The sequence below is a fragment of the Streptomyces sp. NPDC051364 genome (assembly GCF_040682115.1).
In the GTDB taxonomy this organism is placed as follows: Bacteria; Actinomycetota; Actinomycetes; order Streptomycetales; family Streptomycetaceae; genus Streptomyces.
The window spans coordinates 113,464-133,698 of record NZ_JBFBAH010000006.1; the positions used below are offsets into that span (position 1 = coordinate 113,464).

The window sequence follows — 20,235 nt, forward strand, 5'->3', positions numbered from 1 at the left end:
CTCAGGGCCTCAATCGCCTGTTGGGGCATGACTCCGTTGCCGATGGCGCGGAGCTGGTCCGCACGCTGGAGGCCATCGACTTCGGTGACCCATCCGGCGGGCAGCCCCATGAGCCATTCCGCCCATGCGGCGGCCAGACGTAGGCCCCCGCGGGGGCCCCGCTCAGTGGGCGGGGGTGCGGCGCGTCCGGTCAGGTCTTCCCACCCCTCTCTGTCAGTCTTGGGTGAGACATCCCGCTTTGGCGGGTTAGCCTGAGAGGGCACGACAGGAGTACCACCCCTCATGACCAGCAAGAACATCCCCGGCATAGACCCTGCGTCGAGGCCGAAGCGTCGTTCCTTCTCTCCCGAGTACAAGCTGCGGATCGTGGCCGAGTACGACGCCGCCCCGAAGAATGAGAAGGGCGCGGTCCTGCGCCGCGAGCGTCTGTACCACTCGCACGTCACCGAGTGGCGGGCCGCGTGTGATGCCGGGGCCCTGGAGAAGCTGGTCGACCGCCGCACGAGCCCGGCGCGCCCGAAGAAGTCCGGCCTGGAGGCGGAGAACGGGAAGTTGCGGCGCCAGGTGGAGCGGCTGGAGAAGGAACTGGCCCGGAACAAGGCCGCGTTGGAGGTCCTGGGAAAAGCGTCGGCGCTCTTGGAAATGATCTCCGAGAGCGCGGACTGACGCACGCCGCCGAGCCGGTCGTGGACGCCGCGTTCACCGGGGTCGAGGGCGAGCTGGGCGTGACGGCCGCGTGCCGGCTGACTGGCCGGTCGCGGGCCAGTCACTACCGCAGACTCAAGCCGCCGCTGGTGCGTGACCACACGCCGAGGCCGTCGCCGCCCTCGGCGCTGGACGCGGGTGAGCGGGCCGCGGTGCTTCAGCTGATGAACTCGCCCGAGTACGCCGAGCTGCCGCCGGCCCAGATCTGGGCCCGTGAGCTGGACGCGGGCCGCTACCACTGCTCCGTCTCGACGATGTACCGGATCCTGCGGGAGAGGGGCCAGTCCGGCGAACGCCGACGCCAGGCCACCCACCCGGCCCGGGTCGTGCCCGAGCTGGTCGCCACCGGACCGTCGCAGGTGTTCACCTGGGACATCACCAAGCTGGCCGGGCCCGCCAAGGGCATGTGGTTTCACGCCTACGTCATCATCGACATCTTCAGCCGGTACGTCGTCGGCCATACCGTCGAGAAGGCCGAATCCGCGGAGCGGGCCGAGGAGTTGATCCGCGAGACCATCGAGCGCAACGGCCTGATACCCGAGACCGTGCACGCCGACCGCGGCACGTCGATGACCAGCAAGAAGGTCTCTCAGCTGCTGATCGACCTCGGAGTCACCAGAAGTCACTCACGGCCCAAGGTCAGCAACGACAACCCCTACTCGGAGGCCCAGTTCAAGACCACCAAGTACGTTTCCGACTACCCCGAACAGTTCGATTCGCTGGCCCACGCCCGCGAATGGTTCGACGCGTTCACCTCGTATTACAACCATGAGCACCGACATTCCGGTATCGGCTTCCATACCCCGGCCAGCGTTCACTTCGGCACCGCCGACGAGGTCCGTGACCAGCGGGCCACCACCCTCGCCGAGGCATACGCCCGCCACCCTGACCGTTTCGGCCGGCGCCCGAGACCACCCCGGATCCCTCAGCGAGCCTGGATCAACGACCCGGCCAAACGCCGGGAACCCGCACTACAAACCCCATAGCGACACAACCGTCTCACTTGACTTGAAATCTTCCGCACTGCCGGACGGCGGGGAGGTAGTCCCCCCACCATGCGGCAGGAGAGTGACCAGGGTCCTGAGGTTGTGGCCACCCTGCCGACTCTTCGAGTAGCCGGGTCCGCCAGTCCCGTCGGACGCCACCGGAGTCGGGAAGACGAAGGTGAGCTTCGCCGGCATCGCGGGCAGCTCCGGAGAGTTGACCGGCCCCGGCGGAAGCGGCCCCTTGTCCAAGCCCTTCGACGGCGTGACGCCATCGGGCCCACGGATCTGCCCCCAGCGTGCGGGGGACGGCAGCGCAGAACCACCGTTCACGGCTGTGGGCCGCGCCGACTTCGGTAGCTCGAATGCTGATCCATCTACTGTCGTACCCTGCTTCGGCCAGTCCCCCGAGAACTTCCGGGAGTCCTCTTCGGCGGATTGCGGCCACGTTTTCCAGGCAGACAAGTTCGGGTCGTATTGCGCGAATGGACTTGAGGACGTCAAACCAAATCGCTGATCTTTCGTCGGCCAGCCCCTTTCTCTTCCCGGCGTTGGATATTCCCTGGCAGGGGAATCCCGCCGTGGTGACGTTGACTTCGCCGATGAGCGAAGCCCAGTCGATGGCCGTCACGTCGCCCAGGTTCACAGCCTGTGGAAAACGGGCGGCAAGAATCTTCGACGCGTGGGGGTCCACTTCCGCCACGTAGTGCAGTCGTTCCCCGGTTAGCGCTTCGACGGCCAGGCCAAGCCCGCCGTAGCCGGCGCACAGCTCAAGAATCGGCATGTGCCCCCTACTCAGCTTCCGAAGATGCCGGGGCCTTCGCCCCGCGGGTCGGCCTCACGGATGCCCACCAGGACCACGCCCTTGCGGACCACCTTCCGGGTCACTCCGCGCTCTTCCATGGCCGCGTAGAAGGTGCGGCGGGTCCAACGCTCACGGGTGGGAAGGTTCTCGGCTTCACACCAGTCGAGATAGGCGGAGAAGCCCTCATTGCCGCTCATGGTGTGGTCGTCGCTGGCAGGCTCAAGGACACCCGGGAAGAAGCCCGCCAGGGCATCGGACGTCTCCCTGTACTCCTTGCTTGCCCGCACGACGACGGACGGGTCTCGAAGCCCGTCACTGTGCCACTGCACGGCCCCCTGTACTGCCCAAGCTGCGATGCCTTCGGCTTCGGCCATGAGCTTGGCGTCTAGGGTGTAGTCGCGCTCATGAGGGGCGAACCAACGCCGGAAGGGCACCAACTTCACGCGCCGCCAAAGCCCTTCGTCGGCGCCCCTGAAACGGGGCTTGTGGTTCGTCGCCAGCAGCAGCAGGAACGTGGGCTTGTACTCAAAAAATTCTTGCCTCAGAAAACGGGCGCTGATCATGTCCTTGCCCGTGACCCGCTTGAGTACGGCTTCGGACATGGGCTTGCCCGCTTCACCCTCCGACGCCATGACGAGCCTGGACCCGCGCAACGCGGCAATGTCATTCGGGATGCCGCCGGACGTCTTTTCTTCGAAAGTCGCGAATGGCGTCGTCTTCGAAATGGTGCGGAAGACGTGCGTGAGGACGTCGGTAAGAACGCTTTTTCCGTTGGCACCCTTTCCCCACAACACGGCGAACGACTGCTCTGCCGTACTGCCCGTGATGCCGTAACCGATGAGCCGCTGAATGTAGGCGGGGAGGTCCGGATTATCGGGGAAGATTTCCGTGAGGAACTGTTCCCAGCGGGGGCACGTGGCTTGGGGTCGATAGTCGATGTCCAGCGCATACGTGAGCATGTCGCTTTGGTCGTGCGGCTTGAGCTGGCCCGTGCGAAGGTCCACGGTGCCGTTCTTGAAGCTGAGGAGTTCGGGCCGGTCATCGAATTCGGACGCGTCCACGTGGACGGTCGGGACGCTGCGAAGTTCTGTCAGCAGGGCGTCAATGCGCGTGGTCATCGTGAAGCCGCGCGCCTTCTGTGTCTCGCCGGCCAGGACCAGCGCGGCGCCCATGCGGTGGATCTCCTGCCTGACCTTGACCTCTGAGCGCTCCCACACGGATCCGTTCCACACGTAGTAGCCCAGCCCCGGGGCGAAGCGCACCCGCCCGTTTGTCCACGCCACTAGAGCGTGCGCGTTCATGGCGTCGGATTCGCCGTACCGGTTGATGAGCCCAGCCAGGATGCGGGCAGCGTCGGCGCCCTGGTCCCGGCTGACGACGTCGGACCCGGTTCGTGTGGTCAGCTCTGCAGATGCGGCTTCGGCCTTCTCGTCTTCGGGGGCCGGTACCGGTCGGGCAGTCTTTACCGCACTATGCAGCCCCGGCGCGAAGGCGTGCGGGTCCCTCTCGCGCCAGCTGGTCAGGTCGTCCCCGTCGCCCGGAATCGGGAGGGCGTACACGGTGATCCCGTACGGCTTGAGCCCTTCGGCAAGTCGCCGGTTGAACCCCCGCCCTGCCGGGTCGTTGTCTCCGGCCGCGATGACGTGGCTGCCCTTGAGTCCTTCGGCCAGCTCCGCCACCAGCTCCGGACTGCCGGCGAGTGCGGCACCGCGGATGACTACGGCGTCGTAGCCGACGGCCACGGCGGTGAGGCCGTCGCCCGGTCCTTCGGAGACGATGGTGACTCCGTAGCCGCCTTGCCCCTTGAACACGCCGTAAGGTGCCCAGCGCGCCCCGCGTGGATTCATCAGCGAGACCCAGCGTCCGGGGCATTCCCCGCTGAGGTCTCGCCCCTGGAGACCACGGGGCACCCCCCGGAAGTCCATGAGCGGGACCGTCAGTCGTGGGAACTTCGTGAAGGCGCCCGACAGGAACGGGAAGCCTCCGGCGGCGCTGCCGTCGTCGGCTCCCAGCTCGAGGTCAGCGGCAAGGTCATCGTCCACCCCGAAACGGGTGGCCATGTAGCCGCGGGCCCGCTCGCCTACTTCGCTGGTGAAGTCGAAGAGCTGGGCGGAAGCCCGGTCCACGTACGCAGCAAGGGCGGCCGTCGGGCCGGGACCCACCAGGGCGGGACGCTCGTGCGGGACCGTGGCGCCGGGCCCGGTTGCGTCGAAGAGATCCGACCATGTGAGGCCGACGGACTTGACCACGTCTTCGTTCGGGCAGCCGGCCCGGCATGTCAGCCGTACCTTCCCGTCAGTACCCCGCCAGATGCGCAGAGACGGACGGGTGTCCCCGTGGGCGGGACACAGGGACAGATAGCCGCCGTCCGCCTCTTCGGTCACCTGGGAAAATCGGCTCAGCACGTCAATGAACTGCACGTCAGCAACTCCTTTAGTCCCCTACTGGGGAGCGCGAGGGTTGCTAGCGGGCGGAACGGACGTCCCGCAGCAGAGCGCTGAATGCCTCAAGGTCGGTGGTCATGTACCACTTGCCCGTGTCCAGCCCGCGCAGTGACGGCGTGAACCTGTACCGCTCCGTCATGTCGCCGGCAGCCAGCCCCACGGCCAGGCGTACGCGGGTCCATGTGCGAATGGTGAAGTGGACCTTGCCCCGGCCCGGCCCCTGCCGCGGGACCTTGACGACGGCTACGCCGTACGGAAAGCCCGCGTGGACGGCTTCGACTTCGGCTTGACGCAGGAAGCCCGGCACGCTCGGACGCTTCACGTTCTTGCACTCAAGGACGAAGGGGACCGCATGCACATCCCCCACGTCAGCCGCACCTTCCTGAGCGGGGCGCCTCACGTTGTGCGGGTCAAAGGGGTCGCGGAACCGCCCATAGACGTCCACCAGCCCGCCCGTCATGTTCAGGTAGTTCCGTACGTCGGACTCCCACTGTGTCCCTTTGGCCTTGTTGGGGTTAGCCATGGCGTCGCCCGAAGAGGACGGCGCCGACGAAGACCCCGGCGTTGAAGCACAGCCACCCGATAAGAATGCTCACCGGCGCTCCCAACGGGAGTCGGCACCGCGCCGTACAGCGTGGGCTATCGCGTCTGCGTAGCGGGTCCAATCGCGCCGCTGTGGCGCCGTCTCGTCAATGTGCACCGTGTCCCCCGTCTTCATCGCTCGCACGTCCCCCAGGGCAGGGGCGGAACTCGCGCTAATCACCCGGTCCATGTCCCTCCTTGCGTGGATACGCCGAAGGGCCGGACGGCCCCGTGATGGGATTCCGTCCGGCCCTTTCGTGGTGGTGCTAGTCGCCTGTCGCGTTCGCCATGACAAGGCGCGTGTGCTCTGCGCTGATCCACTCCGCGCGCATGGTCCGCCGCTTGGCGAAGCCGGACTCAGTGCCGGTCGGCTGGACCTTGAGCATGGGGCGAAGCCGCCCGTCCACCAGCTTGGCCGTGGCCTTGACGATGAGCGCGTCAGCCATGCGCACGCGGTTTCCCTGCCGTGCCGCGTAGGCGATCAAATCCCCCTCGTACAGCTCTTCGCCGGCGTAGTCCGTGATCACTCCGCGCTTACCCAATGTCGCCCCCGTCGTCGTCCACGCCGAACCGGCGTCGTCTCTCGCTGATCACTGCCTTGCGTTCCTGCGGTGCCCACTCCCACAGCGGGGAGCGGATCACGTCGTCAGGCACGGTGCGAAGCCGTGCCCGAAGCCCCGTCCCCACGGTCAGCGCTCATCGGTAATGGCGTCGTCGTACGCCTTGAGCACCTTCACGACCGGCTTGACGTAGGACACCTGTCGGCCCTTGTTCGGGCCCTTCTTGACCACGTACTCCACCAGCTCAAGGGAGAGGTCAGCGAGCGCCGGCCCGTCCACGGCCTCAAGCGCGTTCTCGTACTCGTGGAGCACGCTCGCGAGCGTCCAGCTACCGGACTGGAATCGGAAGAGTCCAAGGTCCGGGTCATCAGCCAGGCGGAACGTGATGGTGATGGACGGCGCCGGACCGATGAAGTCCTTCGCTGCCTGCTTGCGCTCCGCGAAGAGTTCCGGGCAACCGCACGCCTTGCCCGCCTTCTCCTCAGGGCTCAGGAACTCCGACCCGTCGCAGTGGTGGACCAGCTTCGACCGGTTCCACAGCTTCATGTCCGCGTAGATGGCGTCAGGCCCGTCCAGCACAACCGGGATAGACGCGCGGGTCGTGAAGACGTCCACGAAGTTTTCGGACGGCCGCTCGCTCTCGATCGGCTCACCGCCGAAGAGCTGGGCAACCGCCTGAGCAACGACCGGGTCACCGGTGCTGATCCGCCATTCACTCAGTGCCTCAGGGGTCCCGTCCTCCCCCTGGATGCCGGAGTGAAACCGGCCCACCGTGTCGTCAGTGAAGGTGACCCGCTCCTTCGGCTTGGCGTTCGGGTCGGTGTCGAAAATGGTCATCTTGTTAGCCATGAAAACCCCCCGGGCGTAGTAAGTGGTGGGGGCGAGCGGGAGAGGTACGGAGCACCAAGTCACGTGACGCGGTGGTCTTCCGTCTGCCGCCCGCCCCTTCTGCGTGACCTAGAGCGGGTCGGTTGCCCGGGGGCTACTTCGCGCGGCGCTGCGTGCCGGTGATCAGTGCGCCGGCGCTCTTCGCGATGGCACGGCCGATGACCGTCTTCGAGACCTCCCGGTCCCACACGAAGACCCGGCGCAGCGTCAGGAAGAACTCAAAAATCTCCGCGTCAATCCGGACGGGCTTGAGCGCCCACTGATCCGGGGTGATGTGCAGTACGGCGGCGCCGTCGAAGTCGGGCATCGGCAAGGCCGTGCCGTCCGGAGAGATCACAAGCTCCGCGTGGGCGTATGCGGCCATCTGTAGCGCGACGTCCGCATACGTGTCCTTGGACGTCTTCCAGTCCACTATCAGCAGATGCGGAGTACCGGATCGGTCAGGGGTCGGCTTCCCCTCTTCGTCCAGCCATACCGTGATCACCGCATCGAAGCTGCCGGCGTAACCGTGAGCATCGCTCCAAGCCACATCTTCCGCCCGCTCAAGGCGGGGGTTCACGGCCTTGAGGAAGTCCGCGAAGTGGGCCCGGTAGGGCTCAAGGTCCGGGTGGACGTGGCCGACCGTCTCACCGCGGATCATGCGCTCAAAGAGGTCATGGGCGGCGCTGCCGACGTCGGCGCGGATCTTCGTGTACCTGCGGGCGGCACCCTTCAAGTAGTCGATGGCGCCGGCGCGGTCCCGCTCTGCCATCTGCGCTACGAAGTGCAGTGAATCGACGGCCAGTTCAGCCGTCATCTTGGCGTACCAGAACGTCAGGAAGGGCTTCGGCAGCATGCCGATAATGGACGTCACACCCGGGTGCTTGATCTCCGGCTTGTCCGGGTGGATATAGAAGCGGCTGCCGCTTCGCTGGATGGTTCGTACGCGTCCCACTGTGCCCCCTACGGGCTAGGCGTTGTGTCGCCTTGTGTGGAGCGCGGGGGTTGGTCCGTGAACGCAAAAACCCCGCCCGGCGCGTGGCCGGACGGGGCTGGTTGGGTGTCCGTGGGGGCTATTCCTGGTCGTCCGTGTCGGCGTCCTCAGCGTCCTTCGGCATGTTGTTGCGGATCTCCCGGCGGACGTCGGTGAGGATGGCGGCAAGTTCCTTGAGCCGCTTCTCCTTGGCCTTCGGGTCCTCAATGGACTTGGCGTCTTCCACCAGGTCCATGAGCGTGGTCCGTGCCTTCTTCGCGGCCCTCTTCCGAATCTCCGCGGGCTCGGGCTGGGGGTTGAGGGACGCCTCAGCCTCTTCGGCGGTGATGTCTCCCGCCTCAACTGCCGCTTCCAACTCCGCCTTGCGTCGCGCCTTGACGGCCCGGTCGTTTCGCGCCTTCTCCGCGCGGGTCAGGCGGGGCAGCGGCTTGCCCAAGGCTTCGTAGTAGTCGAAGACCTTCTCAGAGAACGGCTTGTCGTTGTACTTCTCATCGGCGAACATGGCCGCCGCGTTGTGGAACCGGGCCCGCTCAACTTCGAATTTGGCCGTGGCCTCTTCGTCCTCAGGGTTCGGAACGATGTCCAGCCCCCGGACGTATTCGGGGACAAGTGAACGCAGTGCCAGACTGGCGTCAGACTGGATGGACTTGACCTTGGCGCGGACGGCATCCGCGTCTTCGTCCTCCCCTTCGTCGGGCAGCCCGGCAACAACAGCGCCGTAGAGGTTACTGGACCCGGTCTTGGAGACGTGGGTACGGCCGCCCAGGTCCGGGTCAAGGTCTTTGTCCAGGGTGTTGAGCCGAAGGGAAAGCTGGACTTCTCCAACGCCCCGCCCCTTCTCCCAGGAATCAACTGCCGCTTCCTTGACGCGCTGGATGCCCAGGGAGAGCAGGGGGCCGTAGTCGGGAATCTCCGAGACGTCCTGAGTCTGGGCGCGGACCACGTCAGTGGCGGCAGGCGTGTCCGCCTCAGGCTCTTTCCGAGTTTGCGCGGGGATCTTCACTGCGTCGAGAAGAGCCCCTTGCAGCTCCTTCTTCACCTTGACCGATCCCTGGCCCTTGACCGTGCCGATCAACTCGTTGGTCTCCTCTACCAGCTCCGCCAGCGCTTCGGCGGAACCCTCCCCCTCACGGGCCAGCGAGACCACCCGCTCTACGTTCGCCATTACTTCCGCCGTGATCGTGTCGTGCGAACCCATGTCGGACCCTCTCCCCTGTTTTGTTCGGTTCAAGCCGCTGGTACAGCCCCGTTTTCTGCGCCGACCGTACCAGCAACCTTCTTGTTTTTGCTTAGACTTCGCGCTTTTCAGATGAGCGTTTTTGGACATGCCGAAGCCCCCCACCGGTGAGGGTGAGGGGCGATCGGTCACGGGCGCTTCGTCAGCCAGTCGGCATAGCCATCCAGGTCAGCGAGCGTGCCGGTATTGGTGACCGTCAGGTCTGCCGGGTAGGCATCCAGGGCGGATTCACTTTCATGAGTAGCCGGAGCGTCGGTGAAGCCGGGCCGCACAACCCGAACCAGGGTGAATCCGCGGGCCCGAAGCGCTTCGGCTTCGTTGGGATAGCGGCAGTCGGTGACCACCACAGGCAGCGCCCACGTGTCGGCCACGGCCACCTTGTCCAGCGCAAGGCCCAGCCAGAATCCGGAGTCTTGCCCGCGGACTGCCTGACCGGCGCGCTGTAGGGTGCGGCGGACTTCGGGGAACTTGTCCTTGGCCCGTTCCCATCCGTGACGCTGGACGATGGCGCTCAGGCGCGTGGGCAGGGGGCCGTAACCCGAAGGTTCGTAGGCGACGATGGGGTCAAGGCTGAGCACAACGTCCTTGAGCGGGTCCGCGAAGGCAAGCCGGGTATAGGCGTGCCGGCGGATCAGTGCGGCGGCCAATGAGTCCTTGCCGGACCTTGCTCGGCCTATCAGTGCGATGTGTGGGTACCCCATGGGTCAGCTCCCGCGGCTAGGTGTTCGGTCCCTGCCACGGGAGCGCGTGGGTTGCTACTGGATGCGGTGCCGTCCGGCAAGCTCCGCCGCCAGGCGCGCAGCGTCGGTCTTGCCGTCCTCAAGGCGCTGGACCGCCTCACCGGTACCGAGCACGGCCGCCGCCACGCCGAGGATCAGCACGGTCGGCAGCGCCGGCACGTAGTGGGCCACCAGGGCGAGCACGGCCACCAGCACGGCGTAGAAGCGGGTGGCGTGGGTCTTTACGAAGGTCATGCGGTTCTCTCCTTGGGTTGTAGATGATCAGATGCGGGGCACGCGGAGCGCATCCCACGTGGTCGGGCCGGGCCAGCCGTCGGCGTCACTTCCGGTGAAGCCCCGCTTGCGCTGCCACGCCGCGTACGACTTGCGGTCGGATTCCGTCCACTGGGGACCGGGGCCGGAGCTGTAGCGGCTGCACCCCTCAGCTACCAGCCGCTTGCCCATGGCTGTGATCAGTGCGCTGTACGGCTCGGACTTGAACCAGCCGGCGCCGGGAAACGGGGCGTACTGCGGTTCCGGCTTCGGGTCCGGAACAGTGCCCCCGTTGACTGCCGCGACGATGCCGGGGAAGACGACGTTGCGGAACTGGCGGATCCGCTCCGCCCCCGGGCACGCGGTGCCCCCGTCGGACCACTGGGGGTAGAGCGAGTGGTAACCGAATCCGGGATCGGAGTGCGACCGGCAGATACGGAGCGGTACGCCGTGCGTCTTGTGCATCCACACGCCCAGCGCAATGAGCGCACCTATCTGTGCGTCCGTCCACGGGTCGGAGTGGTCATCGTCGCTGGCCGTCTCGACACTGACGGCGCCGGTTCCGTCCGACCTGAGGTTGGCGTACATGTTGGCGTCGGCCTTCGTCTGCGTGCCGATGTACTGCGCCAGCCGGCCGTCATAGCCAAGCCCGAAGTGGGACTCGAGGTTGGTCGAATCCCGCCAGTATTCGTACGTCCTCTCCGGCGTCCAGGGGGCTGCAATCGAGTGAAGGATGAGCTGTGTCGGTCGGATGGCCGCCTGAGCGTCGCTCTCAGGCTGTAGCTCCATCTTCTTGGCCCCGGGGTACCACGCCATGCGGTTGCTCCTTCGTAGTCAGGCACCACGTCACGTGACGTGGTGGCCCTGACTGAGGAGCGGGAAGGTTGCTAGCCCAGCCCAACCCAAAAGCGGTTTGCCCCGTTGTCGATGTTGGCCGGGTCGAAGCTGGCCGGGGGCGTGGTGGCAACGGCGCCGTTCCACACGCCAAAGCGCTTGACGCTGTTGAGTCCGAAGACGTTGGGCGGTGCCCCGAATCCGTTCTCAAGCTGGAGCAACATCGGTCCATCGGATGCGGCGTACCGGAAGACGAAGCCCACGTAATACACCCCGGGCGTCAAGCTCACGCTTGCCGTGAGGGCGGCCCCCACGGTTGCCCCACCCGCGTTGTGCACGCCCGGCACGACGGCCACCCCCGCCATGTCCGCCGTGGCCCCCTTGAGTGCTCCCGCTGTGGTGTAGATGCCCGCCCATGAGCCTGCCGTCAGCTTTTCGCTGTACCCACCGAAGTGGAAAGCGATCTTGCCTATGGTGACGGTCTCCCTGATGACGACTGCCACGAATCGCAGCGTGCCGTTACCCGTGAAGGCGGGGGAGGATATCGCCGTTGCCGGGTCGAACGCCCACGCCTTGAGCCCCAGGTCCGCGGGCGCCCATTCATCAGGGATCGCCAGGTCGGGCAGGTTGGCCACAGGTACGCGAGACCCGGCGTCCAGGGGCGCTACACCGTTGGCGGCACTACGCGCCGTGGTTGCCAGGGCGGAGACGTCCGCGGCCGTCAGGGTGACCGTGGGGCCCGGCTTGCTGTTGACGCTAGTTACCACTCCGGCGGGGGTGGAGAGCTGGGCAGCCGGTACTTTCCCGCCGGCGTCCAGCGTGGCCACGCCGCTAGCGGCCCCCTTCTCTGTCGCCGGTATCGCGCCGACGTCTGCCGCCACCAGGACCACGTCAGGGCCCAACTTGCCGTTGACCTTGTTGACGCTGCCGTTGCCGGGGTCACCCTTCGGCCCTTGGGCGCCGGTCGCCCCCGTGGCCCCCGTATCACCCTTCGGTCCCTTGATGCTGCCCTTGCTGGTCCAGCCGGTCCCGGCCACGTACTGATAGAGGGTCCCCGTATCCGTGCGGATGGCGAAGTCATCGACCACGCCGACCCCCGACGCCTCAGCGCCACTAGCGAAGGCGTACACCTTGCTTCCGGCAGTCCCGACGTCACCCTTCGGCCCCTTGAGATTGCCGATGGCCGTTCCCCAGCCGGATCCGCTTCGCTGCCAGATATCGCCAGAGTCGGCGCGCAAAAGCATGTCCCCCGGCTTGGCGTCGGTGCTGGGCGTGGTGGTGCTGTTGACGTACCACTGGCTTCCGCGGACGTCGCCCCCGACCCTCGACCACGCGCCGGCCGCCCTGGTCCACATCGTGACCGTGGTGTGTGTGACGCCCAACAGGGTCCGGGTGTCGTACTGCGTGTAAAAGTCCCCGTCGCGCCCCAGTGCGGGCGCGGGAACGGCGGCACCCGTGAGGATCTGAGATCCCGCCACAGGCTGATAGTTGGGCGTCGTCGGGTCAGCGGGGGCAAGGTCGGCAAGGTCCACGTCCGGCTTCGCCCTGGGCAGCAGCAGCGAGAACGTTCGTCCGCCGATGACCCCGGATAGGTTCTCCTTCACCACGTACGCCCATCCCGACGGATTCATGCCGGGTGCATCCGTCGCGGGGAGCTTGACCTCAAAGCGGCCGTTCTCGTCCAGTACGGCGACGACGGGGCCAGCGACGAAGAGGTCACTGTCTGGGAAGGTCAGCATGTTGGGCGGGGAGAAGGTAACTGATCCGGCGAGTGGTCGCGCGTCCGGCCCCACATAGGTGCCGTGAACGGTGACGGTCGGGATATTGACGGGTAGTGCAGCCACGGGCCCCCCTAACGCAAAGGCCACCGCGTCACGTGACGTGGTGGCCTCTTCGGTCTCTGGTCTATCGGTTCAGCAGTTCGGTGATGCGGTCTCGCAGCTCCCTGTTCTCCCGTCTGAGTTCCTTGATCTCTTCGCGCAGTGAGGCAAGCTCTTCGGCTTGCCGCTCCGTCTTGCTGGCCAGGGCTTCCGCCTCTTCCCGCCAGACGTCGCGCATACCGGTCTTCCATCGGGCCAGCACCACGCCGACGAAGACCAACACGGGTGCGACAATTTCGGCGGCGCCGTACAGGCGTGCCAAGTCCATGTAGCCCCCTAAACGCCGAAGTCGTCTTCGGTGACATCGGGGTCACGGCCCCACGATGCGCCGGTGTTCCACCATGTGCCGGTGCCCTTGGCGGTTGCCTGCGGGAGTCGTTCCTTGGGGAGTCCTACGCAGTAGTGCATAGCGCTGATTCCGTACGCCCCGGATTCGTCGGCGCCGTCGGGAATCGTCACGTATCCGATCCCGCTGCGGTTGTTGCCGGACTGGTAGGCCACCCAGTTGCCGCCGCCCACATCGATGCCGCCGCCCCCGTCGGCGCCTCGCTCCTTCTCGAGCTTGTTCATGGCGAAGACCTGCGTCCGGTTGGACACGAAGGGTTCGGGGCCGACCTTGTAACGGTGCTGGAGTTCGATCGTGTAAATGGTGGTGGAGTCCGAGTAATCCCAGCCGTACGGGATTCCGTGAATCCAGCGCAGTACCACCACGCCGATTCCACGTGTGGGGTTGCCGGTGATGTTGAGAACGCTGGACGCGCTGACACAGGTTCGGCTGTTGCCGTTGTGTCGGTAGGCGGCAAGCCTGACTTCGGCTTCTCGCTTTCCTGTCAGCATGTGGTCGGTGATGAACTTGGTTTCGATTCTGTCGAAGGTCATTCCGGTCACGTTCGCGATGCCGACACTGGACCAGACGTTGCCGCTTACGTCGGGGCGGCCCTGGGCTGCCCACTCGACCACTGGATACCGGTCGAAGCGGGTGACCGGTTCCGGTGCCCGCTCAATGGCGGACATGCGTCGCTTGAGTTCGGCTAGCTCGTTCACAAGGGACGGCGGGACGGCGTTAGCTTGGGTTGGCATTGCTCCACAACTCCTTTGAGGCCAGGGCCAGACGGATGGATTCGTTGCCGTTGGCGTCCACGGTCGTGCCGCATTCGGTAACGGTAAATTCGTCGTACAGCGCGACGTATCCGGCATCGACGTTGACGGCCGTGAAGTCGCCAGGCTTGAAGCTCAGGGGGTCGTACTGCCCCGGGTACAAGGTGAGTTCCGGGATGGCGACGGGTACGGCGCCGGCGTTTACGGTGGCCTGCGCCTTGTCGATGAGCGTTCGGGTTTCCTTGACGTCGGAGTAAGAGCCGATCATCACGCGCTCTGGCATTCGCGCGGCCAATGCGGGGTTCTCGAAGATGCCGACCACCTTCTCTCCGGCCCCGTTGTCGGCCCCGGTCGCGTAGGCCACGGTGCACAGCGCTGTGCTGTCGTAGGAGACCGTGGTGACGTCGCAGTTGACGCGGTGGGTCAGCACGTGAGGCGACGTGGCGGCGCCCCTCTTCGTGAGGATCAGCCGGTGTCCAAGCCGCTTGCCCGCCTCTATCCAGTACGGGACGTAACGGAAAATGAAGCCGCCAAGGTTGTCGGCCAACTCCTCTATTGCTTCGGCCACGTTTTTGAGTTCGTAGCGCGTCCACACAGTGGTTCTCAGGTTGCCCGTCGGGCGGATTTCGTCCGTATCGGTGTTGATGCCGTTGTCTGCGTTGGCGGCTGTGATCCACGCCTTGACGATGTCCGCTTGTTCCTTGGACTTCGCCGTGTACCCGTCCACCAGGTGGCGGCCCTGGTAGTGCGAGTGGTAGCCGGATGCTGACAGGCTCAGCGTGCCGGCGGCTATGTCGGCTGCCAGCGCCCACAGGATTCCAGCCCACACGATGGCGCCGTCTCGGACGATGGCAAGGCCGCTGATACCGGGGCTGAGGGATTCGGGGTCGGCCTCAGGGGCGAACAGGGGAATCCCGACCGTGGCCGCCCCGGACGCGTTGAGAGTGTGCGTGAACTGGATACCGGTTACCGGCAGCTGCTTGATGACGTTGCCGGTTCGGACGTCGGTCTGTAGGACCGTGTACTTGGCGCTCATCAGACCCACCGGTCCCGCCATGTGACAACGGCCGTGGTCGGGCTGTTGACGGCAGCGCTGGTCAGGGTGAGTCGGTGGTCACCGAATCCGAATTCGGGCCAGGTGGACCCGGCGGTGATCCTGTCGTTGAAGTTGGTTCCGCTCGCCGTGGCCGTGACCGTCTGAGACTCGGAGTCGATGGTGAGACCCCCGGCCAGGTTGGTCATGCCGAACCACAGACCGGTGACTTCGTCCTTGAGGACACAGTCTTTGGCGTTGGTCAGCTTGATGAGCGGCAACACTGGTTCTGATCCCGGGGACGTGAATCTCAGTTTGGGGTCTGACCCCTGCCACGGGGCGGCCAGCGTTCGCGTGACCAGCGCATCCCCGTAGACGTGAGGGTCGGTTGCGTACAGCTCAACATTGACGTTGCACACCAGGTAGCCGAAGTTCAGGTCAATGGGCGCGACGCGCTTGCGAGCCCGGACGTTGACGAAGGCGGTTCGGTCGCCGGCCAAGCCGGGGAACTTGAACCGTAGGGGCCTCTCCCGCTCCGCCGGTCGGAAGGCCGCTTGAACGGCCCCCAGTGCTTCCGCGAACTCAGCCCGTGTGCGCCCGTAGACCTCAAGGGTCAGAGTGACGGCGCGGCCCCCCATGTAGTCGTCACCCGGGTACAGCCCATGGCGCTGCACAAGGGTGAGGTCTGCGGACCGGATGTCCGGCAGCGAGACCAGCCCGTCCACGGCCACCAGAGAGAGGGCGGAGTCTGGGCGACCGATGACCAACCCGTTGAACTCACACGTCCAGTCGTCCAACTCCATACCCGCCCCCTGTTGTGTTGTCGTTGCGGCATCGCGTCACGTGACGCGGTGGTCTACCGGGCGCCGACCCGAAGGGCCCAAGCCACTTCCCGACCAATGGCGTGCGGGTCCGCGGTGCTGCGGACGTTCACGACGACTCCCCCGCCGGTCGATGCGGCGTGGTTGGGGACGACGTGGGAACCACTGGGGAGGTAGACCTCTTCGGGTCCGCGCTCGCCTACGCGAGTCCAGCCGGAAGCCGGGCCACCCATGGCGCGGATTTTCGGGATCGGATTCTTGGGCAGGTCCACGCCCACGGGGCCAATGCCAAGCCTGTCGGGGATGGCCCAGTTGAGAAGGTCAATCAGTTGGTTGATGGAGTCCTTTACGGCTCGCCAGACAGCGGACCCGATGTCCTGACCGAAGGACGAAAGCCGAGACAGCCCCTCACCCAACTTGTTGATCAGTTCTGCGCCGACCTCACGCGCGGCACTTCCCATGCTGCCGACGTAGCCCATGATCCGGCCCGGCAGATCACGGAAGAATCCGATGACGGCATCTAGTCCTTCCTGGGCTTTGTCTCGCACCCATAGAAAGGCTTCGGCTGTCTTCGTCTTGATCGTGTCCCAGTGTTTGATCAGCAGACCGGGGCCGGTGAAATTCAGGAAGAGATCAACCAGCCAGGCGAAGACCTGTTGGACCTTTTGCCAGACCCATTCGAAGGCTTCCGACGTCCACGCTTTGATCTTGTCCCAGTTGGCCCAGATCAGCAGAGCGAGCCCGACTATGGCCGCGATGATCAGCGGGATCGGGCCCATGGCGAGAAGCCACGCGGCAGCCATCCGGGCGCCCTGTATGAGGGACTGCGTGCCCATGAGAACCCACTGAGCAACCATGATCGCGCCGTTGACGACGGCAGCGGCAGCGCCGGCAACCCACTGTCCCGCGATGACAAGACCGGAGACGACTGCCTGACCGGCTGCCTTGAGCCACCCTCCGACCACTGCCCAGTGAGCGAGCACCTGTGTGGCTGAGCTACTGGTGGCTGTGGCGGTGCTGGTGAGCCACGCGGTGGCGCTCGCTATCCCGGACTGTACGGACGTGACGCCCCACGCGATGATTGCGGGCAGGAGAACGACGGTGATGACGCCCGCGATGGTGAGGAAGATTCCCTTGTTGTCCTCAACGAAGCGAATCGTTTCTTCTGTGCCGTCCTTGAGTGCCTTGAGGACCGGAAGAACCTTCGCAGCCAAGTCCATGGCGGCGCTGCCAATGGGGGCGAACTTCTTCGCCAGGGCCTCGAGCCGGGGCAGCACTTCCCCGCCGATGACTTCGACGGCGCCCTGTTGCAGCGTCCGCCAGAACGCCGTCAGACGCGTCGAAGCGTTGTCGTGCAAGGTGTCACCGGCCGTCTTGGCGGCGCCGGCGAAGTTGCCCAGGGAAGCGGCAGCCGTCTTCGGGTCCATGGCCGCCAACGCCCCACCAAGGTCTTCTGCCTTCGTACCGAAGAGCCCCAAGGCCACGGTGTTGAGCTTTACCGGGTCCTTGATCTTGTGCATGGCAGTGAAGATCGCCTCAGTGGCGGCAGCGGCCTTCGGACCACCGCCGGCGAGCGCCTTCACCATGGCTTCGCCGTTGAGGCCAAGCTCCTTGTACGCATCCCCCGACGCCTTGAGATCCAGGCTCAGGAGCGTGAACTCCTTGATCGCATCAGCCGCCGTATCCGCGTCTCGCGCACCCGCCTGTAGGGCCTGATTCATCAGACCAATGGCGGTGGGGCCATCCATTCCGATCTTGCGGAATTGAGTGCTGTACTCATTCATCGTGTCCAAGAAATCCTCGGACTTGTTGATGCCCACCTGTGTGCCGCGAACGAGCAAGTCCATGGCTTCGTCAAAGTCCTTGACTAGCCCGTTCTTGAGCATCTGCCCGGCAGCGTTGGCCGTCGGGCCCAGGTCTTCGCCCATGATTTTCGAGACGTCCATGAGCTTGGACCCGATGCCGGATATCTCGTCTGCCGTGGCACCGGCGGGAATGAGTCCCTGCTGCCAAAGGCTCTTCAAGCCCTCATTGACTTCGGCCACCGATTCGCCCAACCCGGACGCGTAGATTCGTCCGGCCGCCTGGCCGAGGGTCTTGGCCTGTTCCGGTGTGGCGCCGACCTGGGCGGCAAGAAGGTCATTGCTGGCTTCCTGGTCCATGGACTCTTTGAGTCCCATCACCAAGGCGGCACCGATGGCGAGACCCGCGGCAGCCGCAAGCCCGCCGAACTTCGACGCGAAGCCGTCCATCTCCTTACCGGCTTCGTCTCCGGCGTCGGCTACCTCAGCGCCCAGCTTCCCAGCCTCTTCGGTGGCCGCCTTGAGTGCGTCTTCGACCTTGTCAGCGAAGCCGGTGACGTCGGCCACGCCCTCACTCAGGGACGCGCTCAAGTCGTCCAGATCACCGAGGAGGGTGATCGTAATTGGCTTGGCCACGGCGGCGCCCCCTATGCAGTTACGTCATTACTGGCGTCCGTCGCTCCCCTTGCGTCGGCGCCCCGGAACGGCCGCGTGTTCCGCGTCGCTCCGCCTTGCGTTGTGCCTCTATGTCGTCGGTCATCTGGTCAATCAGCGCGTTGAAGTCCCTCAACGGGAGCGCGCGAACGTCCGACCACGTGAGCCCCCGGAAGTGGCCGGTGATCCGCGCGCACGCGACTACCCGTTGAGCGCGGGAGGGTCCTGCCGGGCCTTCTGCTTGAACTCGATTCGCAGCTTCCCGGCGTCCTCGGCGGAGAAGGACGGGTCTTCGCGCTGCTTGATGACCACAGCCATGGCACGCAGGAGCTTGGCCTTACGGGCGCCGGGCTTGGCCAGGGAGTCCAGGGGGCCGTCAATGATGTCTTCGATGACGTCAATCTCATCGATGGTGAGACTGTCGATATCCAGGCTCAGCACGTCGCCCAGGGCGCCGGCGTCCGTCTTCTTACCCATGTGTCAGCTCTCCAGTTTGGATCGGAGTACGGCGGAGATCTCACGCTCGTACGTTTCGGAAACGGCGCCGCTCTTGCGCGCCATGGCCCGGTAGAGAAACCTGTTCGGCTTGATGCCCCGGCGGGGGAACCCGAAGTGAATGGCCCCCGCATACGGGGAGCGGGCGGCAGTGCCCGCCTTGATGGCGGCAGAGTTGGCCGACGCGACCACCTTGACGGATTTGGCCAGCTTGCCGGGCCGGTACTTCTTCGCGTCCTTCGGGGAGCGTCGGTGTTGCGGGACGCCCCGTTGGGCTTCGGGCTGGACCAGCTCCGCCGCCATCTTGTTGACCTCACGCACGCGCTTGCTCAGGTCTTTGTCCTTGAGCTGGCGAAGCGTCTTCTTGAGCTGGTTGAGCCCTTCGACCTGGACCGAAAAGCGTGACCCTGCCACGGCGCCCCCCAGCACCGCGTCACGTGACGTGGTGGTCTACTTCGGCGGGACGAATCCCGGGGTCGGCTCGACGTAAGTGACCTTGACGGCCGCGCGACTGTCGCCCGGGTCCAGGATTCGGAAGGGCAGCTCAGTGACGGTGACGTCGTCCACGCTGGCTTCCGGGGAGTCGCCGGTGAACTGCACGGCGGGAAGTTCCACCTTCATGGACGTGCCCGGGGCAACACCGGCGAAGTCCACCACCAGGGCGGCCACCTTGCCGGCGGTAAACGCTTCGTACGCCTTGAGGGCGCCTGCGGTGAACTCTCCGGCCAACGTGCCTTCGTAGGTAGGCATGGCGGCCCGAGTCGGAACCTTCTTGAGCGCGTTCGCTCGCAGGAAACGCCGGTCAGTCTTCATGCCCCGGTCTCCGGACAGTTCAACGCTGTTGATGTCCAGCGGCACGGCGGTGCCGTCGATGCTCAGGGCAATGGCCGTACGGGTCCAGTCGTAGGCGTAGGCGATGGCCGGGTATGCGATGGGGAGGGCATCGGCGGGCTTGTCCGAGTGCGTCACGTCCTGGAAGTCGAAGCCGACTGTCAGCGTGACGGCGTTCTCCACTTCCGCCTTGATGGCCCACTCCGTGGCCACACACCCGACGTGCTTGTATGCCACGGTCTTGCCGTCGGTGGTCGGGCGGAGCATCTGGGCGGTGAAGCTGGGCGCCTCGCTCAGCGGACCGGTCTCGAAGACGTGGCGGGTGACTCCGGCCTGCGCGTCTGGGGTCGGCCCCGTGTACCGGTCGAAGGCGGCAGACAGGAGAGCGGCGGCGCCGGCGTCCAACATGTCGATCTCTAGTTCGCCCTCACCGCCCATATTGACCACGTTTCGACGGTCGGCGCGGGCGGTCTGCTGACCTGCCCGGAATCCAACGCTCTCGATGAATTCGCGGGTTGTCTTCCAACTGTCGGCCTTGCCTTCGTAGCCGAGCATGGCCGTGGCCGCCGTGCCGTAGGTGGCTTCCTTGCCAATGCCGATGGCAGCGTCAAGCGCCAT

At 65.6% G+C, this 20,235-nt stretch carries 21 protein-coding genes; 2 read left to right on the forward strand and 19 right to left on the reverse strand.

Annotated elements, in window-relative coordinates; all coding sequences use genetic code 11:
• The first annotated feature begins 282 nt into the window (after positions 1-282).
• Complete coding sequence (locus AB0M76_RS15155; RefSeq protein WP_365953294.1) at positions 283-666, forward strand: hypothetical protein; 384 nt, start codon at positions 283-285, stop codon at positions 664-666.
• 20 nt (positions 667-686) lie between these two features.
• Positions 687-1,691 (forward strand): IS3 family transposase, encoded by a 1,005-nt coding sequence (locus AB0M76_RS15160; protein ID WP_365953295.1) that lies wholly within the window; start codon positions 687-689, stop codon positions 1,689-1,691.
• 13 nt (positions 1,692-1,704) lie between these two features.
• Here the strand turns inward: AB0M76_RS15160 and AB0M76_RS15165 are convergent, their stop codons facing one another.
• From AB0M76_RS15165 to AB0M76_RS15255, 19 genes are all read right to left on the reverse strand, one after another.
• Positions 1,705-2,472, reverse strand: a complete 768-nt coding sequence (locus tag AB0M76_RS15165; RefSeq protein ID WP_365953296.1) for a DNA cytosine methyltransferase — start codon at positions 2,470-2,472, stop codon at positions 1,705-1,707.
• Between the two features lie 11 nt (positions 2,473-2,483).
• On the reverse strand, positions 2,484-4,913 hold the full coding sequence (locus AB0M76_RS15170) for a phage/plasmid primase, P4 family (RefSeq protein ID WP_365953297.1): 2,430 nt from the start codon (positions 4,911-4,913) through the stop codon (positions 2,484-2,486).
• Between the two features lie 43 nt (positions 4,914-4,956).
• Complete coding sequence (locus AB0M76_RS15175; protein WP_365953298.1) at positions 4,957-5,460, reverse strand: hypothetical protein; 504 nt, start codon at positions 5,458-5,460, stop codon at positions 4,957-4,959.
• Between the two features lie 325 nt (positions 5,461-5,785).
• Positions 5,786-6,046, reverse strand: coding sequence for a hypothetical protein (locus AB0M76_RS15180; RefSeq protein WP_327384885.1), 261 nt, complete (start codon positions 6,044-6,046; stop codon positions 5,786-5,788).
• Between the two features lie 162 nt (positions 6,047-6,208).
• Positions 6,209-6,991: a hypothetical protein gene (locus AB0M76_RS15185; protein ID WP_365953299.1), complete on the reverse strand. Its 783-nt coding sequence runs from the start codon at positions 6,989-6,991 to the stop codon at positions 6,209-6,211.
• A gap of 70 nt (positions 6,992-7,061) precedes the next feature.
• A complete protein-coding gene (locus AB0M76_RS15190; protein ID WP_365953300.1) occupies positions 7,062-7,901 on the reverse strand; it encodes a hypothetical protein in 840 nt (279 codons plus the stop codon).
• Between the two features lie 118 nt (positions 7,902-8,019).
• Positions 8,020-9,138, reverse strand: coding sequence for a hypothetical protein (locus tag AB0M76_RS15195; RefSeq protein WP_365953301.1), 1,119 nt, complete (start codon positions 9,136-9,138; stop codon positions 8,020-8,022).
• A 167-nt stretch (positions 9,139-9,305) separates the two neighbouring features.
• Entirely contained in the window at positions 9,306-9,824 is a 519-nt protein-coding gene (locus AB0M76_RS15200; RefSeq protein WP_365953302.1) for a hypothetical protein, read from the reverse strand.
• Positions 9,825-9,932: 108 nt separating this feature from the next.
• Complete coding sequence (locus tag AB0M76_RS15205) at positions 9,933-10,151, reverse strand: hypothetical protein (RefSeq protein WP_365953303.1); 219 nt, start codon at positions 10,149-10,151, stop codon at positions 9,933-9,935.
• Positions 10,152-10,178: 27 nt separating this feature from the next.
• The gene (locus tag AB0M76_RS15210) at positions 10,179-10,985 is read right to left on the reverse strand and encodes a peptidoglycan-binding protein (protein WP_365953304.1); all 807 of its coding nucleotides are present in this window, start codon (positions 10,983-10,985) and stop codon (positions 10,179-10,181) included.
• 71 nt (positions 10,986-11,056) lie between these two features.
• Positions 11,057-12,742: a hypothetical protein gene (locus tag AB0M76_RS15215; protein ID WP_365953305.1), complete on the reverse strand. Its 1,686-nt coding sequence runs from the start codon at positions 12,740-12,742 to the stop codon at positions 11,057-11,059.
• Between the two features lie 166 nt (positions 12,743-12,908).
• Positions 12,909-13,151: a hypothetical protein gene (locus AB0M76_RS15220; protein WP_285529559.1), complete on the reverse strand. Its 243-nt coding sequence runs from the start codon at positions 13,149-13,151 to the stop codon at positions 12,909-12,911.
• An 8-nt stretch (positions 13,152-13,159) separates the two neighbouring features.
• A complete protein-coding gene (locus tag AB0M76_RS15225) occupies positions 13,160-13,897 on the reverse strand; it encodes a hypothetical protein (RefSeq protein WP_365953306.1) in 738 nt (245 codons plus the stop codon).
• A gap of 49 nt (positions 13,898-13,946) precedes the next feature.
• Positions 13,947-15,017, reverse strand: coding sequence for a hypothetical protein (locus AB0M76_RS15230; protein ID WP_365953307.1), 1,071 nt, complete (start codon positions 15,015-15,017; stop codon positions 13,947-13,949).
• Positions 15,017-15,817 carry a hypothetical protein gene (locus AB0M76_RS15235; RefSeq protein WP_365953308.1) on the reverse strand — a complete coding sequence of 267 codons (801 nt, stop codon included), beginning with the start codon at positions 15,815-15,817 and terminating at the stop codon, positions 15,017-15,019. Before AB0M76_RS15235 ends, AB0M76_RS15230 begins: the two co-directional genes overlap by 1 nt.
• 53 nt (positions 15,818-15,870) lie before the next feature.
• A complete protein-coding gene (locus AB0M76_RS15240; protein WP_365953309.1) occupies positions 15,871-18,273 on the reverse strand; it encodes a phage tail tape measure protein in 2,403 nt (800 codons plus the stop codon).
• 219 nt (positions 18,274-18,492) lie between these two features.
• Positions 18,493-18,768, reverse strand: a complete 276-nt coding sequence (locus tag AB0M76_RS15245) for a hypothetical protein (RefSeq protein WP_365953310.1) — start codon at positions 18,766-18,768, stop codon at positions 18,493-18,495.
• 3 nt (positions 18,769-18,771) lie between these two features.
• Positions 18,772-19,200: a hypothetical protein gene (locus tag AB0M76_RS15250; protein WP_285529553.1), complete on the reverse strand. Its 429-nt coding sequence runs from the start codon at positions 19,198-19,200 to the stop codon at positions 18,772-18,774.
• Positions 19,201-19,236: 36 nt separating this feature from the next.
• Positions 19,237-20,235, reverse strand: a complete 999-nt coding sequence (locus AB0M76_RS15255; protein WP_365953311.1) for a phage tail tube protein — start codon at positions 20,233-20,235, stop codon at positions 19,237-19,239.

Bases quoted from the DNA above. Each gene is read 5' to 3' on its own strand.
- AB0M76_RS15230 (WP_365953307.1), bottom strand. From the start codon at position 15,017: ATGAGCGCCAAGTACACGGTCCTACAGACCGACGTCCGAACCGGCAAC.
- AB0M76_RS15255 (WP_365953311.1), bottom strand. From the start codon at position 20,235: ATGGCGCTTGACGCTGCCATCGGCATTGGCAAGGAAGCCACCTACGGC.
- AB0M76_RS15215 (WP_365953305.1), bottom strand. From the start codon at position 12,742: ATGCTGACCTTCCCAGACAGTGACCTCTTCGTCGCTGGCCCCGTCGTC.
- AB0M76_RS15225 (WP_365953306.1), bottom strand. From the start codon at position 13,897: ATGTCCGCCATTGAGCGGGCACCGGAACCGGTCACCCGCTTCGACCGG.
- AB0M76_RS15165 (WP_365953296.1), bottom strand. From the start codon at position 2,472: ATGCCGATTCTTGAGCTGTGCGCCGGCTACGGCGGGCTTGGCCTGGCC.
- AB0M76_RS15175 (WP_365953298.1), bottom strand. From the start codon at position 5,460: ATGGCTAACCCCAACAAGGCCAAAGGGACACAGTGGGAGTCCGACGTA.
- AB0M76_RS15210 (WP_365953304.1), bottom strand. From the start codon at position 10,985: ATGGCGTGGTACCCCGGGGCCAAGAAGATGGAGCTACAGCCTGAGAGC.
- AB0M76_RS15205 (WP_365953303.1), bottom strand. From the start codon at position 10,151: ATGACCTTCGTAAAGACCCACGCCACCCGCTTCTACGCCGTGCTGGTG.
- AB0M76_RS15220 (WP_285529559.1), bottom strand. From the start codon at position 13,151: ATGGACTTGGCACGCCTGTACGGCGCCGCCGAAATTGTCGCACCCGTG.
- AB0M76_RS15195 (WP_365953301.1), bottom strand. From the start codon at position 9,138: ATGGGTTCGCACGACACGATCACGGCGGAAGTAATGGCGAACGTAGAG.
- AB0M76_RS15155 (WP_365953294.1), top strand. From the start codon at position 283: ATGACCAGCAAGAACATCCCCGGCATAGACCCTGCGTCGAGGCCGAAG.
- AB0M76_RS15235 (WP_365953308.1), bottom strand. From the start codon at position 15,817: ATGGAGTTGGACGACTGGACGTGTGAGTTCAACGGGTTGGTCATCGGT.
- AB0M76_RS15245 (WP_365953310.1), bottom strand. From the start codon at position 18,768: ATGGGTAAGAAGACGGACGCCGGCGCCCTGGGCGACGTGCTGAGCCTG.